This is a genomic window from Pseudomonas sp. FW305-7, from assembly GCF_058786735.1.
In genome coordinates this window covers 1-16,208 of sequence record NZ_JBYSZA010000023.1, presented here as the reverse complement: position 1 = coordinate 16,208, position 16,208 = coordinate 1, and the positions used below count along the sequence as shown (strand labels likewise).

Genomic DNA, 16,208 nt, shown 5'->3' with positions numbered 1-16,208 from the left:
CCCAGCTCCCACAGGGTTTCGTGATGTTCCCGAAATCTGCATGCACACTGTAAAAACTGTGGGAGCTGGCTTGCCAGCGATGACGGTGGCTCAGTCAACATCAATATCGATGTCTGACGGCCTCATCGCAGGCAAGCAGTTCCCACTGTTGATCTGGGTTCGGCTGATGATCAGGGCCATGATCATCAGAGCCGTGGCGACGCCGAAGGTGATGTGCAATCCGCTGGCAATGACATCGGCCGGGGCCTGAGTCGGCCCCCCGGTGGCCACGGCAAACACCGCGCCCATCGCCGCCGCCCCCGTGATCAGGCCCAGATTGCGCGCCAATCCGAGCAGCGCCGACACCACGCCGCGCTGATCCTGCGCCACCCCTGCCATCAACCCGGTATTGTTGGCCGCCTGGAACAGCGCGTAACTGATGGCGACCACCGCCACTGGCAATAAATAAGCAGGCAGCCCGAAACTCATCGGCAATAACGCCAGTAATCCGCAGCCGCCAATCAATCCGAGCAAGGCCCCAGGCACCACCCGCCGCGCGCCAAAGCGATCCACCAGACGACCGGCGGGCACGCCGCTGAGCGCCGACAACAACGGCCCCGCCGACAACGCCACCCCGACCATGGCACTGCTCAGACCCAATCCGCGACTCAGGTAAAACGGCCCGACTACCAGTGTGGTCATCATCACGGTCGTCACCAGCAACGTCAGCAGCAGACTGCCGCTCAGGCGCAGATCGGCGAACAAGGACAGACGAATCAGCGGCGCCTTGGCTCTCATCTCGACAATCACGAACACTCCCACACCGCACAGACTGACCAGCAGCAACGCCAACGTGAAACCTTCAAGCGTCATCGCCAGTGCATAGGCGGCCAGCGTCAACACCAGCACCCCGGAACCGAGATAATCAAATGCAACCCTCGTGCGTGCCGTTCGATCTGCCGGTAGATAGCGATACACCAGCCACGCATTGAGCAAACCCAATGGCACGTTGAGCAGAAATATCGACTGCCAACCGACATGCGCCATCAGCAGCCCACCCAACGACGGCCCGAGGGTGGTGCCGGTGGCTGACATCGTCGCCAGCAACCCCATCGCACTGCCCGCCCGCGTTTTGGGCACTGCATCGGAGACCAATGCCACCGTTAACGCGAACATGATGGCCGCTCCCACGCCTTGCACCGCCCGTGCGCCGATCAGCCAGGCCAGTCCCGGGGCCAGCGCACAAGCCAACGAAGCGCTGGTGAAAATGCCGATCCCGATCAACAGCAGGCGGCGCCGCCCAAAGCCGTCACCCAGACGCCCGACGCTGACAATCAACGTGGTGATCGCCAACAGGTAGGCCAGGACAATCCACTGCACCTGCTGAAACGTCGCCTCAAACGCCGCCGCCAGCACGGGCAACCCGGCGTTGGCAATGCTGGTGTCCAGCGACGGCATCAACATTGACAGCGCCAGACTGGTCAACGCCCAGCGGGCGGTGGTGCTCAAGGATTCTCGGGACATGGGGCGCTCACGCTGCAAGTTCATGCGCCATAGCTTGAGTCTCGACAACACAAGGCGCAAGACGCATGCTTTGCACTTGATACCTGCACGGAACGCCATGTCATGTCTGTACCGGATCTGAATCTGTTGATCACCCTCGACGTGTTGCTGCGCGAAGGCAGCGTTGCCCGCGCTGCCAAATCTCTACGCCTGAGCCCCTCGGCGATGAGTCGCGCGCTGGCCCGTTTGCGCGAAACCACCGGAGATCCTTTGCTGGTCCGGGCCGGTCGGGGTCTGGTGCCGACGCCGCGAGCGCTGGAACTGCGCGAGCGCGTCAGCCATCTGGTGCAGGAAGCCGAGGCGGTTTTGCGTCCCGCCGAAGTGCTCGATCCTCGCCAGTTGCACCGTACGTTCACCCTGCGCAACACCGACGGTTTTGTCGAAACCTTCGCCGCCGCCCTGCTCGCGCGCATCGCCGAAGAGGCACCCGGCGTGCGCCTGCGCTTTGTGCAAAAGGCCGACAAGGACAGCACGCCGCTGCGCGAAGGCCGCGTCGATCTGGAAACCGGGGTGGTCGATGACAGCACCGATCCGGCGCTGCACAGCCGCATCCTGTTTCAGGATCAGTGGATTGGCGTGGTGCGTGAGGGGCATCCGTTGAGCACGGGGAAAGTCACTGGCAAACGCTTCGCCGGCGGCCAGCACATTCTCATCTCACGACGCGGACGCAGCAGCGGCCCGGTGGACGAAGCGTTACTCGCCGTGGGGCTGACGCGGGATATCGTCACTTCATTCGGCGGGTTTTCGGCGGCGCTGACGCTGGTGCGTGAATCCGACCTGATCGCCACCGTTCCCGAACGTCATACCAGCAAGCTGCGCACGGGCCTGCACAGTTTTGCCCTGCCCTTCGAGATGCCGGCGATCAGCGTGTCCATGCTCTGGCATCCGCGCATGGACGCCGACCCCGCGCATCGCTGGTTGCGCAATTGCGTGCGGGAAGTCTGCGCCTAGCGCGCATCGCCGCCGGCAGGTTTATAGAAGAGGAATTTTTTCGTCTCGGCGGTTTTCCGGTATTCCCTGGCCCAACTCGGATGCACGTTGCGGTCATGGAAATACAACGCGCCGTTGGTGCGATCCTTGAGCTGGCGGTTCAACGCCTTGCCGGCGATTTCCTTGGCCAGCGCGTACTCAGCGTCTTCCTTGACCTGATCCGGACGCCCGTCACACCACCAGGAAAACTGGCAGCTTTTGCTTTCCGAACCTTGCTTGACCACAGCGCAAACGGTGTCGGGAAAACCTTCATGGCCGAGGCGGTTCATCACCACACTGGCCACGGCTTCCATTTCCGGGGTGTCCTTGCCTTTGGCTTCCCAGTAGATACTGCGCGCCAGACACGTGATCGGATCATCCAGCGGCGCGGCGCCGGCCGGGTCCACGGCTTGTACTTCGGTCGGAGTAATCGCCTCGGACTTGGGCGCCGGGGCCGTGCTGACTTTGTCCGCCGCTTTCTCTTCCAGCACCTGGGCTTTCTCTTCAGCCTTGGCCTTGATCGGCGCTTGATCGGTGGCCAGCGCAGCGCTGGCCAACAGGGTTAATGCGAAACAGCCAGCCAACCATTTCAATCCCATGTCTGTTCTTCCGGCAGGGCCCGAGTCGGGCAAGGTGTTACGTCGGGGAAACACCCGGATTCCGGGGATCTTCGGTGAGTGTAGACGGCAAATCCGGGCAAAAAGTTGCGCGAAAAAAACGCCTGATAAAGAAAAAGGCATTGCACTCACCGGGGGCCTTTCGCGCATCATGGGCGCATTCAGCTCAAGGGAGATTTCCATGCGCTTCATGCCATCCGTTTTGCGTTGCGCCGCGTTGTCCGCAGGCGTGTTGCTGGCTATCCCGGCCATGGCCGGCGATGAGTCGCAACTGATCGAGTCGATCAACAGCTACCGCAGCCAACCGCAGCGCTGCGGCACTCAGGCGTCGAATGAACTGGCACCGCTATCAGCTGATCCTCGGTTGAGGTTACGGGCAACTGGCGCTGTCGATCTGCAACAGGCCATGGCCAGCGCCAGTTACCCGATGGTCAATGTCCAGGCGATTACGCTCAACGGCCCGCGTGATGCGGCGTCGGCGATGAAAGCGATTCAGGAAAGTTTCTGTCAGGTGGTGCTCGATCCGCAGTTCGTCGATGTCGGTGTCAGCCGTGACGACCGCGACTGGCGCATTGTGCTGGCGCGGCCGTTGCTGACGGCGAAACTTGGTGATGCGCAAAGTGAGGGGCAGAAGCTGCTGAGTGAACTCAATATCGCCCGCAGCCAGCCGCGTCAATGTGGCGGCCAGGCCTTCGCCGCCGCAGCACCGCTGGCCTGGAACGCGAGCCTGGGCACCATCTCCCAGGATCACAGCCGCGACATGGCCAACAACAATTACTTCGACCACAAGGACCGCGACGGCCGCACCCCGGGCGATCGCGCTGAACTCGCCGGCTATAGCGGACAACTGGTAGGCGAAAACATCGCCGCCGGGCAAGACACCGTACACAAAGTCGTCGAAGGCTGGCTCGCCAGCCCCGGCCACTGCGCCAACCTGATGAACCCGCAATACAAGGAACTCGGCGCCGCGTACGCGACTGACCCGAAAAGCAGCGCGGGGATCTATTGGACGGCGATGTTTGGTGCGCAGTAAATCTCAAGCTCACCACTAGACCTGTGTGAGCTGGCTTGCCTGCGATAGCCGTCATTCTGCTGATCATCGACGGCATCAATCAACCGGTCATTAAGAGTGATTGGACGGTGCCTGACATTGCCCCTACCCTGCGCCGTCCAGATCCGCTGTCAGCGGTTTTCCCCACAGCGAGGCTGTCATGTCAGAGCGCATCTTGATCGATGGCTTCAACCGCCGCGTTGACTACCTGCGCATGTCGGTGACCGATCGTTGCGACTTTCGCTGTGTCTATTGCATGGCTGAAGACATGCAGTTTCTGCCACGCCAACAAGTGCTGACGCTGGAAGAGATCTATCAACTGGCGCAGAGCTTCGTCGCACTGGGCACGCGCAAGATCCGCCTGACCGGCGGCGAGCCGTTGATTCGCCCCGGCGTGGTCAAGCTGTGCGAGCAGATCGCCGCCCTGCCCGGCTTGCGTGAGCTGTGCATGACCACCAACGGCTCGCAGCTCGGCAAATTTGCCGCGCCGTTGTTCGACGCCGGGGTCAAGCGCCTCAACGTCAGCCTCGACAGCCTCGACCCTGAGCGCTTCAAGCAGATGACCCGCACCGGCGATCTGGCGCTGGTGATCAACGGCATCGATGCCGCGCACAAGGCCGGATTTACCCGCACCAAACTCAACGTCGTGGTGATGCAGGGTCGCAACGATCAGGAGATCAACGATCTGGTGAGTTTTGCCATCGACCGCCAGCTCGACATCGCCTTCATCGAAGAAATGCCGCTGGGGATCATCAATGAGCACAGCCGCGCCGAGTCATTTTTCTCAAGCGCGCAGGTACGGGAAAAGATCGCCGAGCGCTACACCCTGATCGACTCTGCCGAATCGACTCAAGGCCCGTCGCGCTACTGGCGGCTGGCCGAAGCACCGGATATTCGCCTCGGTTTTATCTCGCCGCACAGCCACAATTTCTGCGGCACCTGCAACCGGGTGCGGCTGACCGTCGAAGGGCGTTTGCTACTGTGTCTGGGTAACGAGCATTCGGTGGACTTGAAAGCGCTGCTGCGCGCGCATCCGGGGCAACCGCAACGTCTGGAAAAAGCCATCATCGAAGCAATGAAGCTAAAGCCCTACAGGCACAACTTCGAAGTGAGCGACGACGTGCAGGTCGTGCGATTCATGAACATGACCGGCGGTTGATGCGTCACGTCCACACATAATCGGGATCACCCAGCATGATTATCAGACCCAAGGTCAGTCAGTTCGCCATCCTGTTTACCCTCAAGGGTTCGATTGCCAAGCGAATCGCCTTGCGCACTCTGATGGTTACCCTGCTGGCGTCGGCCATCGTGCTGGTGGAAATCCTCCATCCCAGCAGTTTCACCAAGGTCAACGCCACGCCGTTCACGCTGCTGGGTTTATCGCTGTCGATTTTCATGAGTTTCCGTAACAACGCCTGCTATGACCGCTGGTACGAGGCGCGCAAGGCCTGGGGCGAAGTGATCGTGCATATTCGCTCGATCCTTCGTGAAACCCACATCATCCGCGAATCGCCTCAACGCCGGCACTTGCTGTTCAACCTGTGCGGCTTCGCCCATGCCCTCAACGCGCGGCTGCGACGTGAAGATGAAGCGGCGGCCAGCAGCGCATGGGTCAACCCGAAACCCGACGCACAAGTGCCGGACTACAGCGCCCGGATCCTGCACCGGATCGGCGAACAGTGCTCCGATCTGCAACAGGCCGGAGCACTGACCGAATGGCGCTACATGCTGCTGGCCAATCACCTGACCAGCCTTACGCAAGCGCAAGCGGTGTGCGAGCGGATCAAAAACACACCTCTGCCCTTCCCCTACACGTTGCTGCTGCACCGCACGATCTACCTGTTCTGCATTCTGCTACCGTTCGCCATGGCCGAACCGCTGGGCTGGTTGACGCCGTTGTTCACCGCGATTGTCAGCTATACCTTTTTCGGACTGGATGCGATTGCCGATGAGTTGGAAGACCCATTCGGCCGCGATGAAAACGACCTGCCAACCGATGCCTTGGTACGCACGATCGAACGCGACATCCTGGCTGAACTAGGTGTTGCGCAACTGCCACCGGCGTTGATGCCCGTCGATTACGTCTTGAGTTGATCCGTTATTCACAGCCTCACCTGAACGCTATTGCATTGAACAAAAGCCTGATTAGATAGTGGCTCCGCCATGATTCGACTCAGGAGCCGCACTTGAGCACAACGCCGAATGATCTATCCCGCCCCGAGCCCGTCAGCCTGCGACAGGCCTGGCGTTTCTGGCTGAAACTGGGCTGTATCGGCTTTGGCGGCCCGGCCGGGCAAATCGCGATCATGCATCAGGAGCTGGTCGAGCGCCGGCGCTGGATCTCGGAACGACGCTTTCTCCACGCCCTCAACTACTGCATGTTGTTGCCCGGCCCCGAGGCTCAGCAGTTGGCGACGTACATTGGCTGGCTGATGCACCGGACCTGGGGCGGGGTGATAGCCGGTGTGCTGTTTGTGCTGCCGTCGCTGTTCATCCTGATCGCGCTGTCGTGGATGTATATCGCGTTCGGCGACGTGCCAGTAGTGGCCGGAATCTTCTACGGGATCAAACCGGCGGTGACCGCGATTGTCTTGCACGCGGCCCACCGCATCGGCTCGCGGGCGCTGAAAAACAGTTGGCTGTGGGCCATCGCCGGTGCGTCATTCGTGGCGATTTTTGCCTTCAATCTGCCGTTCCCGCTGATCGTGCTCGGCGCGGCGTTGCTCGGTTATTTCGGTGGGCGACTGGCCCCGCAGCGCTTCAACAATGGCGGGCAGCGCAGCAGCGAAAAATCCTTCGGCCCGGCATTGATCGATGACGACACGCCAACTCCCGAACATGCACGATTCAGTCTGCCGAAGTTGTGGCGGCTGCTATTGATTGGCGCAGCGCTGTGGTGTCTGCCCATGGCACTGCTGACAGCCCTGTTCGGCTGGGATGGCACCTTCACGCAAATGGCCTGGTTCTTCACCAAAGCCGCGCTGCTCACCTTCGGCGGCGCTTACGCCGTGCTGCCCTATGTCTACCAAGGCGCGGTCGGGCATTACGGCTGGCTGACGCCGACGCAAATGATCGACGGTCTGGCGCTTGGCGAAACCACGCCGGGGCCGCTGATCATGGTGGTGGCGTTTGTCGGCTTCATCGGCGGTTATGTGCAACCGGCATTCGGCGCGGAGCATGCGTTCGCCGCTGGCGCAGTGGCGGCGACGCTGGTGACGTGGTTCACCTTTCTGCCTTCGTTTCTGTTCATCCTCGCCGGTGGGCCGTTGGTGGAATCGACCCACAACGAATTGAAGTTCACCGCACCGCTGACAGCCATCACCGCAGCGGTGGTCGGGGTGATTCTCAACCTAGCGTGTTTCTTCGCTTATCACGTGTTTTGGCCGAGCGGTTTCGCCGGGCCGCCGGATGTTTTTTCGATAGCGTTGGCAGTTATGGCGGCGCTGGCGCTGTTCGTTTTCAAACGCGGCGTGATTGAAGTATTGATCGTTTGCGCCCTTGTCGGGCTGGGCTTTCATCTGCTGCGCTGAGGACTGGCCGCAGCTCTGAGACTGAATCAGTCGTTTACACGCCCAAGGATTGCCCCTTACTATCCGGGCACACCGGTCGGCGGGCCTGCCCCGCCACCGACGTTTTCCGCCAACGGAAACACGCGTTATGAGTACGTCACCACAACAACGAAAATCGTTGAACGTCTCTGCACTGCGCACCCTCTCTCTCGGGGGCGGCGTATGAATCGTATCGTCAATCTCCCCATGGCCCTGCGCCGTTCCAAGCTGCGTCACTCCGCACGCCCGCCGGATATCGCCTGCTGATTTCTGTCAGTCAGAAAAGATCCATATGTGGCGAGGGGGCTTGCTCCCGCTGGGGCGCGAAGCGGCCCCAAAAATCAGGACTGCTGCGCAGTCCATCGGGGATGAATCCCCTCGCCACAGGTTTTGTATCTCGTCTGACTGATCTCCATTTGATATTCCTGCCGGGACGCCCATAGCTGCGTCCGGCCCGAATCTGCGCGCCTGCACGGCGCCATCGTGAGTGATTGATTATGAAATTCGCAGCCATCGAAGACGCACGCCTGTTCCTTGAACAGAACCCCGATATCGACATGATCGAACTGTTCATCCTCGACGCCAACGGAGTGCCACGCGGCAAGCTGTTGCACCGCGAAGAACTGCTCGCCGTTTACCAAAGCGGTCGCCCGCTGCCCAGCACCATCCTTGGTCTGACCGTGCAGGGCGAAGACGTGGAAAACTCAGGTCTGGTCTGGGACGTCGGTGATATCGACTGCCGCGCCTACCCGCTCGAAGGCAGTCTGGTGCGCCTGCCGTGGCGGCAGATTCCCACCGCAGCGGTGCAGGTCAGCATGCACCCGACCGAAGGCTTGCCAGCGAGCATTGCCGACCCGCGTCACCTGCTGATCAGGATCATCGATGGCCTCAAGGCCGAGGGCTATCACCCGGTCATGGCGTGCGAACTGGAGTTCTATCTACTCGACGCCAAACGCGATCACAACGGCCGACCACAACCGGCGCTGGATGCCGATGGAGGGCGACCGCGACATACTCAGGTCTACGGTTTGCGCGAACTGGAACAGATCGAACCCTTCCTCGCCGACCTCTACAGCGCCTGCAAACTGCACGGCATTCCGGCGCGCACGGCGATCTCGGAATACGCGCCGGGGCAAGTGGAAATCACCCTCGAACACGGCGATGCGCTGCAAGCGATGGATCAGGCCGTACGTTACAAACGGCTGGTCAAAGCGATCGCGCACAAGCACGGCATGCAAGCGACGTTCATGGCCAAGCCGTTCGATGATCTGGCCGGCACCGGGATGCACATGCACGTCAGCCTCGCCGATGCCGAGGGGCGCAATCTGTTTGCCTCCGAAGACCCGGCCGGCACGCCGCTGCTGCGCACGGCGATTGGCGGCATGCTCGCGTCGTTGCTGGATTCGCTGCTGCTGTTCTGCCCCAATGCCAACTCTTATCGCCGTTTTCAGGCCAACAGCTATGCGCCACTGGCGCCGACCTGGGGTGTCGACAACCGCACCGTCAGCCTGCGCGTGCCCGGCGGCCCGGCCAACACCCGGCACATCGAACACCGCATCTGCGGCGCCGATGCCAATCCGTATATGGCGGCAGCAGCAATCCTTGCGGGTATTCATCGCGGCATTCGCGAAGATCTCGACCCGGGCGAACCGGTGGCGGGCAACGGCTATGCGCAAGCCAAGGAATTACTGCCGACCGATTGGCTGACGTCGTTGCAGGCGCTGGAAAATTCGGTGTGGGCCCGTGATGCCCTGGGGCAGGAATTTCTTGGTGTGTATCTGGCGGTGAAGCGTGCCGAGTACCGGCAGTTCATGGCCGAGGTGGGTGAGCAGGATTGGCGCTGGTATCTCACCGAAGCCTGAGCATCCAACACCCAACCCTGTGGGAGCTGGCTTGCCAGCGATGAGGCCGGCACATTCAGCATTTCTGTTGGCTGGCACTCCGCCATCGCTGGCAAGCCAACTCCCACATGGACCGCGTACTGACTCCCGAATTTGTGTGGACACCGACATGACTGAACGCTGCAATTCCTACTACACCGCCACCCTCAACCAGGACACCGACTACCCGACCCTGCAAGGCCGGCACAAAGTCGACGTGGTGATCATCGGCGGCGGCTTCACTGGCGTCGCCACCGCCGTCGAACTGGCCGAAAAAGGCCTGAAAGTCGCCATCGTCGAAAGCCATAAAATCGGCTGGGGCGCCACCGGGCGCAATGGCGGCCAGGTCACCGGCAGCCTCTCCGGCGACGCTGCAATGCGCAAACAGATGCGCCCAAAACTCGGCGACGAGGTCGACGATTTCATCTGGCATTTGCGCTGGCGCGGGCACGAGATCATCAAACAGCGCGTGGAAAAATACGCCATCCAGTGCGACCTCAAACACGGTCACCTGCACGCAGCGTACAAACCGAGCCACATGACCGGTCTGCGCAACGATTACGAAGAAGCCGTGCGTCGCGGACTGGGCGATGAAGTCAGTCTGCTCGACCGCAGCCAGGTGCGCGATTTGCTGCAAAGCGATCTCTATCACGGTGCGATCAAGAACACCCGCAACATGCACCTGCACCCGCTCAATCTGTGCATCGGCGAAGCGCGGGCGGCGGACAGTCTCGGCGCCCTGATCTTCGAAAACAGCGAAGTGCTGGAAATCATCCACGGCGACACACCGGGTGTGCGCACTGCCCACGGCCAGATCGATGCCAATCAGGTGATGCTCGCCGGCGACGTTTATCACAAGCTCGAACCGGGCCAGCTCAAGGGCAAGATTTTCCCGGCCATGGGCGGCATCGTCACCACCGAGCCGCTGGGCGATCTGGCCAAACAGATCAACCCCGAAGACCTCGCCGTCTATGACTGCCGCTTCGTCCTCGACTACTACCGCCTCACCGCCGACGGCCGCCTGCTGTTCGGCGGCGGCGCCAACTACAGCGGCAAGGATTCACGCGACATCGCCGCCGAGTTGCGCCCGTGCATCGAACAGACCTTCCCGGCGCTCAAAGGCGTGCAGATCGATTACCAGTGGAGCTGCGCGATGGGCATCGTCATCAACCGCATCCCGCAACTGGGCAAGCTCTCGGACAACGTCTGGTATTGCCAGGGCTACTCAGGGCATGGCATCGCCACCACCCACATCATGGGCGAAATCATGAGCCGGGCGATCACCGGGCAGATGGCGCAGTTCGATACGTTTGCGGCATGCCAGCACATTCGCGTGCCGATGGGGGATTTGCTGGGCAATCCGTTACTGGCGGCGGGGATGTGGTACTACCAGATGCTTGAAAAATTGCGTTGACTGGACTGACCCCATCGCTGGCAAGCCAGCTCCCACAGTGACTGCGTCGTACGCTACTCAACCTGTGGGAGCTGGCTTGCCAGCGATGGGGCCATCAGCCTCAACACAAGACTCAATCCGGCAACTGCTCCACCTCGATCCCCAATCGCCGGTAATCCTCAACACTACCCGACGCCAGATGTCGCTCGGTAATCAGCGTATGCACCCGTGTGCACGGCGTCACCACGAACGGCTCGACCGCGCCAAGCTTGTCCGCCGTGGTCACCGCGATCACCTGCGCAGCACTTTCGAACAGCGCCTGCTTCACTGGCACTTCATCGAAATACAGCGAACTCAATCCCACCTCCGGATGAATCGCGCACACCCCGGTAAACAGCAGGTCAGCCTTGATGCTTTGCAGCAGACGCACCGTTTCGTGACCGCTGACCGACATGGTCGCCAGGTTCAACTGCCCGCCCGCCAGAATCACCTTGATGCCCTTGTACTCGGCGAGGGTGATGGCGGTCATCGGCGAGGTGGTCACCGCTGTGATGCGGATATCCGCTGGCAAGGACCGCGCAATCTGCAACGTGGTAGTGCCGGAGTCGAACAGCACAATCTGGCCATCCTTCACCCGCCCGGCGGCGAGTTGCGCCAGGCGTGTCTTTACCTCATCGGTTTCACTGATGCGGGTGAAGTAGTCCTTGCCGGTATCCTTCGGCCTTGGCAAAGCACCGCCGTGTACCCGTTGCACCAGACCGGCATTATCCAGTTCGGCGAGGTCGCGGCGGATGGTGTCTTCGGACACGGCGAAATGCTGGCTCAACTCGGACGCCATGACCTTGCCGTCGCGTTCGAGGATCAGGAGGATTTTCTGCCGACGCAGGGATGGGAGCTCGGTAACCGAATGATCGTGCATGGTTATGCCTGTTTATGCTTGTAATTGCAGGTTTTCGCCGAGATTAGCCAAAACCTCGGGCAAACACAAACAGGCGGGTATCAATTGTCTCGATCCTTGGAATCAGCAAGGGGAATTTTTCCTTTGCATTCAGCCTGTTCAGAATGGCCCCACTCTCAACAGGCTTCAGGATGAACACCTTATGAATCTCAATTTCGCTTTCGCTTGCATGATCGTCGTGTCGTTCGCGATTGCCTTGGGCCACGCCTGAGGCATCAAACCGACGCTGCCAGATGCTCGCGAAACCACTTGTGCGCGGGATCACGGTGCAGTCGCTCGCCCCAGAACATCGCCATTTCGTAGCCCGGCACCTGCAGCGGTGCCTCGACCACTTGCAACGCCGGGTTACCGCGCACCAGCCGTGACGGCAGCATCGCCACCAGATCGGTGCTCGCCAGCACCGACATGACCATCAAAAAGTGCGGCACCGACAGCACCACTTTGCGCGACAGCCCCACGTCGGCCAGCACCTTGTCTGTCACCCCGAAAAAGCCCCCGCCTTCACGCGACACCATCACGTGTTCCAGTGCGCAGAATTCCTCGCGGCTCGGTTTGCCCGTCAAATCCGGATGCCCGAGACGCCCGGCCAACACATAGCGCTCGGTAAACAGCACCCGTTGATGCAGGTCCAGCGGCGCGTCTTCGGTGATGTGCAGCGCCAGATCGAACACACCCTGCTCCGCTTGCTTGACCAATTGCGCTGGCATCAGGTCGATAACCGCCAACCGAGTGCCCGGTGCCTGCGTACGCAAACCACTCAGGGCTGGCAGGAGAACGGTAGATTCGCCGTAATCCGTCGCCGCGACTTTCCAGGTCTGGGTCGCCAGTGCGGGGTCGAACGCAGCAGCCGGCGCCACCGCCCGTTCCAGTGCTTGCAGCGCCTCGCGCAAAGGCTCGCGCAACTCATCGGCCCGCGCCGTCGGACGCATGCCGCGTGGGCCGGGGAGCAACAGCGGATCGCCAAAGATGTCACGAAGCCTGGCCAAATGAACGCTCACCGAAGGCTGCGAGAGGTTCAACCGTTGCGCCGCGCGGGTGACGTTGTGCTCGGACAGCAACACGTCGAGGGTCAACAGCAGATTGATATCCAGCCGTCTCAAATTATTCATGGCTATACCAGACATATCAGACATTCATTTCCAATATACCTGTGGAGCGCCGATCCTGCTGCCATTCAGCCACGGAGTTCCCCCATGAAAGTGCTATTGGTTTACGCCCATCCCGAACCCACCTCCCTCAATGGCTCGCTCAGGGACTTCACCGTCCAGCGCCTCGAAGCCGCCGGTCACAGCGTGCAGGTTTCCGACCTTTACGCGATGAACTGGAAAGCCACCCTCGACGCCGACGACGCCCCCGAGCGCGATAAAAACCAACCGTTCCACGCCTCTCTCGATTCGAAAATCGCCTACGCCCAAGGCACACAAGCCGCCGACATCGCCCGCGAGCAGGAAAAATTGCTGTGGGCCGACGCGCTGATCCTGCAATTCCCGCTGTGGTGGTTCACGATGCCGGCGATCCTCAAGGGCTGGGTCGATCGGGTTTACGCCTACGGGTTTGCCTACGGTGTGGGTGAACACTCCGACAGTCGTTGGGGCGAGCGTTATGGCGAAGGGAAGATGAAAGGCAAACGGGCGATGTTGATGGTCACCACCGGTGGCTGGGAATCGCATTACAGCCCGCGCGGGATCAATGGGCCGATGGATGATCTGCTGTTTCCGATCCAGCACGGGATTCTGCACTACCCCGGTTTTGAGGTGCTGCCGCCGTTCCTGATTTACCGCACCAGTCGCATGGATGAAGCGCGGTATGCCCAGACGACTGATGAACTGGGACGGCGTCTGGATGAGTTGTGGAGCACGCGGCCAATTGCGTTTCGACATCAGAATGCAGGGGATTACGAGATTCCGGCGTTGACGCTCAAAGATGCCATTGCCCCGGACAGTGAAGGTTTCGCCGCACACATTCGTTAAGCCCAAAAAGATCGCAGCCTGCATTAGCTCTTACCGGGGGTACGCAATCCCAACGCAAGAGTTGCCGCAGGCTGCGATCTTTTGATCTTAATCAGCAACCACCACCCGCGCCTTGCGCACAAACAACGCATGGGCCTTGTCCCAAAAGTTGCCGCCGAGCACAAAAAAGCTGCCCACAAACATCAAATCCCCAAGCAATTGCAACTGCCACAAATTGGGCCGCAACCCCGGCCAGAAATTATCGAAATACGGTTCCAGAAACGACGTCAGCAACGGCAGGCAAAACATCACCACGCCCACCCGATGCCGCAGCGGCGAGACTTCGGCGACAGGGGTCGGAAGCATCCCCGAGACATGTCGGCCAATCGTGCGTTTCAGTTCAGCGAATCCGGCCTTGCCCATCACCGCGATCACCAGCAGCAACAGCACTTTGTTACTGATAAACAGCACCCCCGTCAGCGCCGCGACTTTCGAGCCGGGTACATCGAGAGCGGCGGCCAACGGCACCATTAGCCACGAGCCAAGCATCAGGCAGATGATCCCGACGCCGACCTTGAAGCGCCAGGTGGCAGCGGGAGGCGGTGTCATCGGATCTTGTGCTGTGTCCATGAATACGTACCTGTTTGGGTGGGTGCTGATGCCTGAAAAGCGTAGCAGCAGATTCGCCCGAACAATTTGCAATTTGCCGTCTATGCTCCACTGATATTTGCGGGTCAGAGACATAACGCAATGCCACCAACGACAGCCCTGCTGACACGGCCCGGATATCTGTTGTTGCTTGGCGCCTTGAGTTTCAGTGGCTGCGTTCGTCTGGGGCCGGACTTTGAGCCTCCCGCCGAGATGTGGAGCAAGCAATGGAACAGCCCGGCGCTGGAACAAGCCAGCACACGGGCCAACCAACCGGATCTGCGCCAGTGGTGGCAGGTGTTCGCCGACCCGGTACTCGATCGCCTGATCAGCGAAGCCGATGCGCACAACAGCAGCCTGAAAATCGCCGGGCTGCGAGTGCTTGAAGCTCGCGCCCAATTGGGCATAGCTGAAAGCGGGCGCTATCCGCAACTGCAACAGCTCGGTGTCGACAGCCTGTACGTTGATCGCCATCAATCTGGCGGCAACAACCCGCAGGATCTGCATTTCTGGCAACACAGCGCCGCGTTCGATGTCGGTTGGGAGCTGGATTTCTGGGGTCGTTTCAGCCGTGCCATCGAGTCGTCCGACGCCAGCTACTTTGCCGCGCAGGCCAATTACGAAGACGCCCTCGTGCTGCTGCGCGCGCAAGTCGCCGACACCTATTTCTCCCTGCGTACCACCGAAGCGCGCCTGCGCGTCGCCCGGGAGAACGCCGTCCAGCAGAAGCGCAATTTTGAAATCACCGAAAAACTCTTCAACAGCGGCCAGACGGCCGAACTCGACCTGCAACAGGCAAAAACCCAGTACCTCGGCACGCTCAGCAGCCTCCCCGCATTCGAAGATCAAGTCCTGCGCACCCGCAACGCTTTGGCAGTTTTAGTCGGCCAGCCACCCGGTGGCGCGGCGTTGCTGGCCGAGCAAACGGGTTTGATTCCATTGCTTGATCGCGCCGTGCTGCAAGACGTCCCGGCCAACCTGCTGTTGCGTCGCCCGGATATACGCGCGGCAGAACTGAATGTTGCCGCGCAATCGGCGCTGGTCGGCGTCGCCGAAACCGATCTGTATCCGTCGCTGACCTTGCTTGGCAGCATCGTCTGGTCCAGCGATTCCCTTGGCGCGACGCCGCGCAGCCTCGATCTGATCGGCGGCCCGAGCCTGCGCTGGAACATCTTCGATTACGGCCGTATCCGCAACAACATACGGGTGCAGGACGCGCGTTTGCAGCAACTGATCGAAGCCTATCGCGACAAGGTCCGCCAAGCTGCGCGCGAAGCCGACGATGCCGCCAGCGGCTTGAGCAAAGCGCTTGAGCGCGAACGCATTCTGCGCGAGGCCGAAGGCGCTGCGCGACGTTCGCTGGTGCTGGCCAACACGCAATACCGCGAAGGTTATTCCGACTTTCAGCGGGTGCTCGACGCGCAACGCGCCCTGCTCGAATTGCAAGACAACTATCTGGTCAGCCGTAGCAACGCCGTGAGCAACCTGATCGCCCTGTACAAAGCCCTCGGCGGCGGCTGGCAAAGCAACGCGCCGCAGGTCGATGAGCCGACACGGCAACAAATGCAACAACGCACTAATTGGGGCGATTTGCTCAGCGCGCCGCCCGCCCAACCGGCGTATCCCCTCCCATCGCAGGTAACCCGTCATGAC

14 protein-coding genes are annotated in these 16,208 nt (G+C 60.9%); 9 read left to right on the top strand and 5 right to left on the bottom strand.

Annotation, left to right across the window (positions count from 1 at the left end; genetic code table 11):
- Positions 1 to 90 precede the first annotated feature (90 nt).
- Positions 91 to 1,503: an MFS transporter gene (locus tag AC3WMT_RS23175; protein WP_103305717.1), complete on the bottom strand. Its 1,413-nt coding sequence runs from the start codon at positions 1,501 to 1,503 to the stop codon at positions 91 to 93.
- Between the two features lie 102 nt (positions 1,504 to 1,605).
- On the opposite strand from AC3WMT_RS23175, the gene AC3WMT_RS23170 reads away from it, so the two are divergent.
- Positions 1,606 to 2,493, top strand: coding sequence for a LysR family transcriptional regulator (locus tag AC3WMT_RS23170; RefSeq protein WP_103305716.1), 888 nt, complete (start codon positions 1,606 to 1,608; stop codon positions 2,491 to 2,493).
- Here the strand turns inward: AC3WMT_RS23170 and AC3WMT_RS23165 are convergent.
- Entirely contained in the window at positions 2,490 to 3,110 is a 621-nt protein-coding gene (locus AC3WMT_RS23165; RefSeq protein WP_103305715.1) for a cell wall hydrolase, read from the bottom strand. The two genes, AC3WMT_RS23170 and AC3WMT_RS23165, sit on opposite strands and share 4 nt — an antisense overlap.
- Positions 3,111 to 3,309: 199 nt before the next feature.
- Between AC3WMT_RS23165 and AC3WMT_RS23160 the strand changes: the two genes are divergently transcribed.
- The 6 genes from AC3WMT_RS23160 (at position 3,310) to AC3WMT_RS23135 (ending at position 11,021) form a co-directional block, all read left to right on the top strand.
- Positions 3,310 to 4,161: a CAP domain-containing protein gene (locus AC3WMT_RS23160; RefSeq protein WP_103305714.1), complete on the top strand. Its 852-nt coding sequence runs from the start codon at positions 3,310 to 3,312 to the stop codon at positions 4,159 to 4,161.
- A 178-nt stretch (positions 4,162 to 4,339) separates the two neighbouring features.
- A complete protein-coding gene (moaA, locus tag AC3WMT_RS23155; protein WP_103305713.1) occupies positions 4,340 to 5,338 on the top strand; it encodes a GTP 3',8-cyclase MoaA in 999 nt (332 codons plus the stop codon).
- A gap of 35 nt (positions 5,339 to 5,373) precedes the next feature.
- Positions 5,374 to 6,273, top strand: coding sequence for a bestrophin family protein (locus AC3WMT_RS23150; protein WP_103305712.1), 900 nt, complete (start codon positions 5,374 to 5,376; stop codon positions 6,271 to 6,273).
- A gap of 92 nt (positions 6,274 to 6,365) precedes the next feature.
- A complete protein-coding gene (gene chrA / locus AC3WMT_RS23145; protein WP_103305711.1) occupies positions 6,366 to 7,709 on the top strand; it encodes a chromate efflux transporter in 1,344 nt (447 codons plus the stop codon).
- Between the two features lie 515 nt (positions 7,710 to 8,224).
- Entirely contained in the window at positions 8,225 to 9,589 is a 1,365-nt protein-coding gene (locus AC3WMT_RS23140; protein ID WP_103305710.1) for a glutamine synthetase family protein, read from the top strand.
- A gap of 148 nt (positions 9,590 to 9,737) precedes the next feature.
- Positions 9,738 to 11,021 carry an NAD(P)/FAD-dependent oxidoreductase gene (locus AC3WMT_RS23135; protein ID WP_103305709.1) on the top strand — a complete coding sequence of 428 codons (1,284 nt, stop codon included), beginning with the start codon at positions 9,738 to 9,740 and terminating at the stop codon, positions 11,019 to 11,021.
- Between the two features lie 112 nt (positions 11,022 to 11,133).
- On the opposite strand, the gene AC3WMT_RS23130 is transcribed toward AC3WMT_RS23135, so the two are convergent.
- Together AC3WMT_RS23130 and AC3WMT_RS23125 are read right to left on the bottom strand one after the other, a co-directional pair.
- Positions 11,134 to 11,919, bottom strand: coding sequence for a DeoR/GlpR family DNA-binding transcription regulator (locus AC3WMT_RS23130; protein WP_103305708.1), 786 nt, complete (start codon positions 11,917 to 11,919; stop codon positions 11,134 to 11,136).
- Positions 11,920 to 12,173: 254 nt separating this feature from the next.
- Positions 12,174 to 13,067, bottom strand: coding sequence for a LysR family transcriptional regulator (locus AC3WMT_RS23125; protein ID WP_212809264.1), 894 nt, complete (start codon positions 13,065 to 13,067; stop codon positions 12,174 to 12,176).
- 84 nt (positions 13,068 to 13,151) lie between these two features.
- On the opposite strand from AC3WMT_RS23125, the gene AC3WMT_RS23120 reads away from it, so the two are divergent.
- Positions 13,152 to 13,928, top strand: coding sequence for an NAD(P)H-dependent oxidoreductase (locus AC3WMT_RS23120; protein WP_103305706.1), 777 nt, complete (start codon positions 13,152 to 13,154; stop codon positions 13,926 to 13,928).
- Between the two features lie 87 nt (positions 13,929 to 14,015).
- On the opposite strand, the gene AC3WMT_RS23115 is transcribed toward AC3WMT_RS23120, so the two are convergent.
- On the bottom strand, positions 14,016 to 14,537 hold the full coding sequence (locus tag AC3WMT_RS23115) for a transporter suffix domain-containing protein (protein ID WP_103305705.1): 522 nt from the start codon (positions 14,535 to 14,537) through the stop codon (positions 14,016 to 14,018).
- Between the two features lie 120 nt (positions 14,538 to 14,657).
- On the opposite strand from AC3WMT_RS23115, the gene AC3WMT_RS23110 reads away from it, so the two are divergent.
- On the top strand, positions 14,658 to 16,208 hold a 1,551-nt coding region (locus AC3WMT_RS23110), incomplete at its 3' end, for an efflux transporter outer membrane subunit (RefSeq protein WP_177431440.1).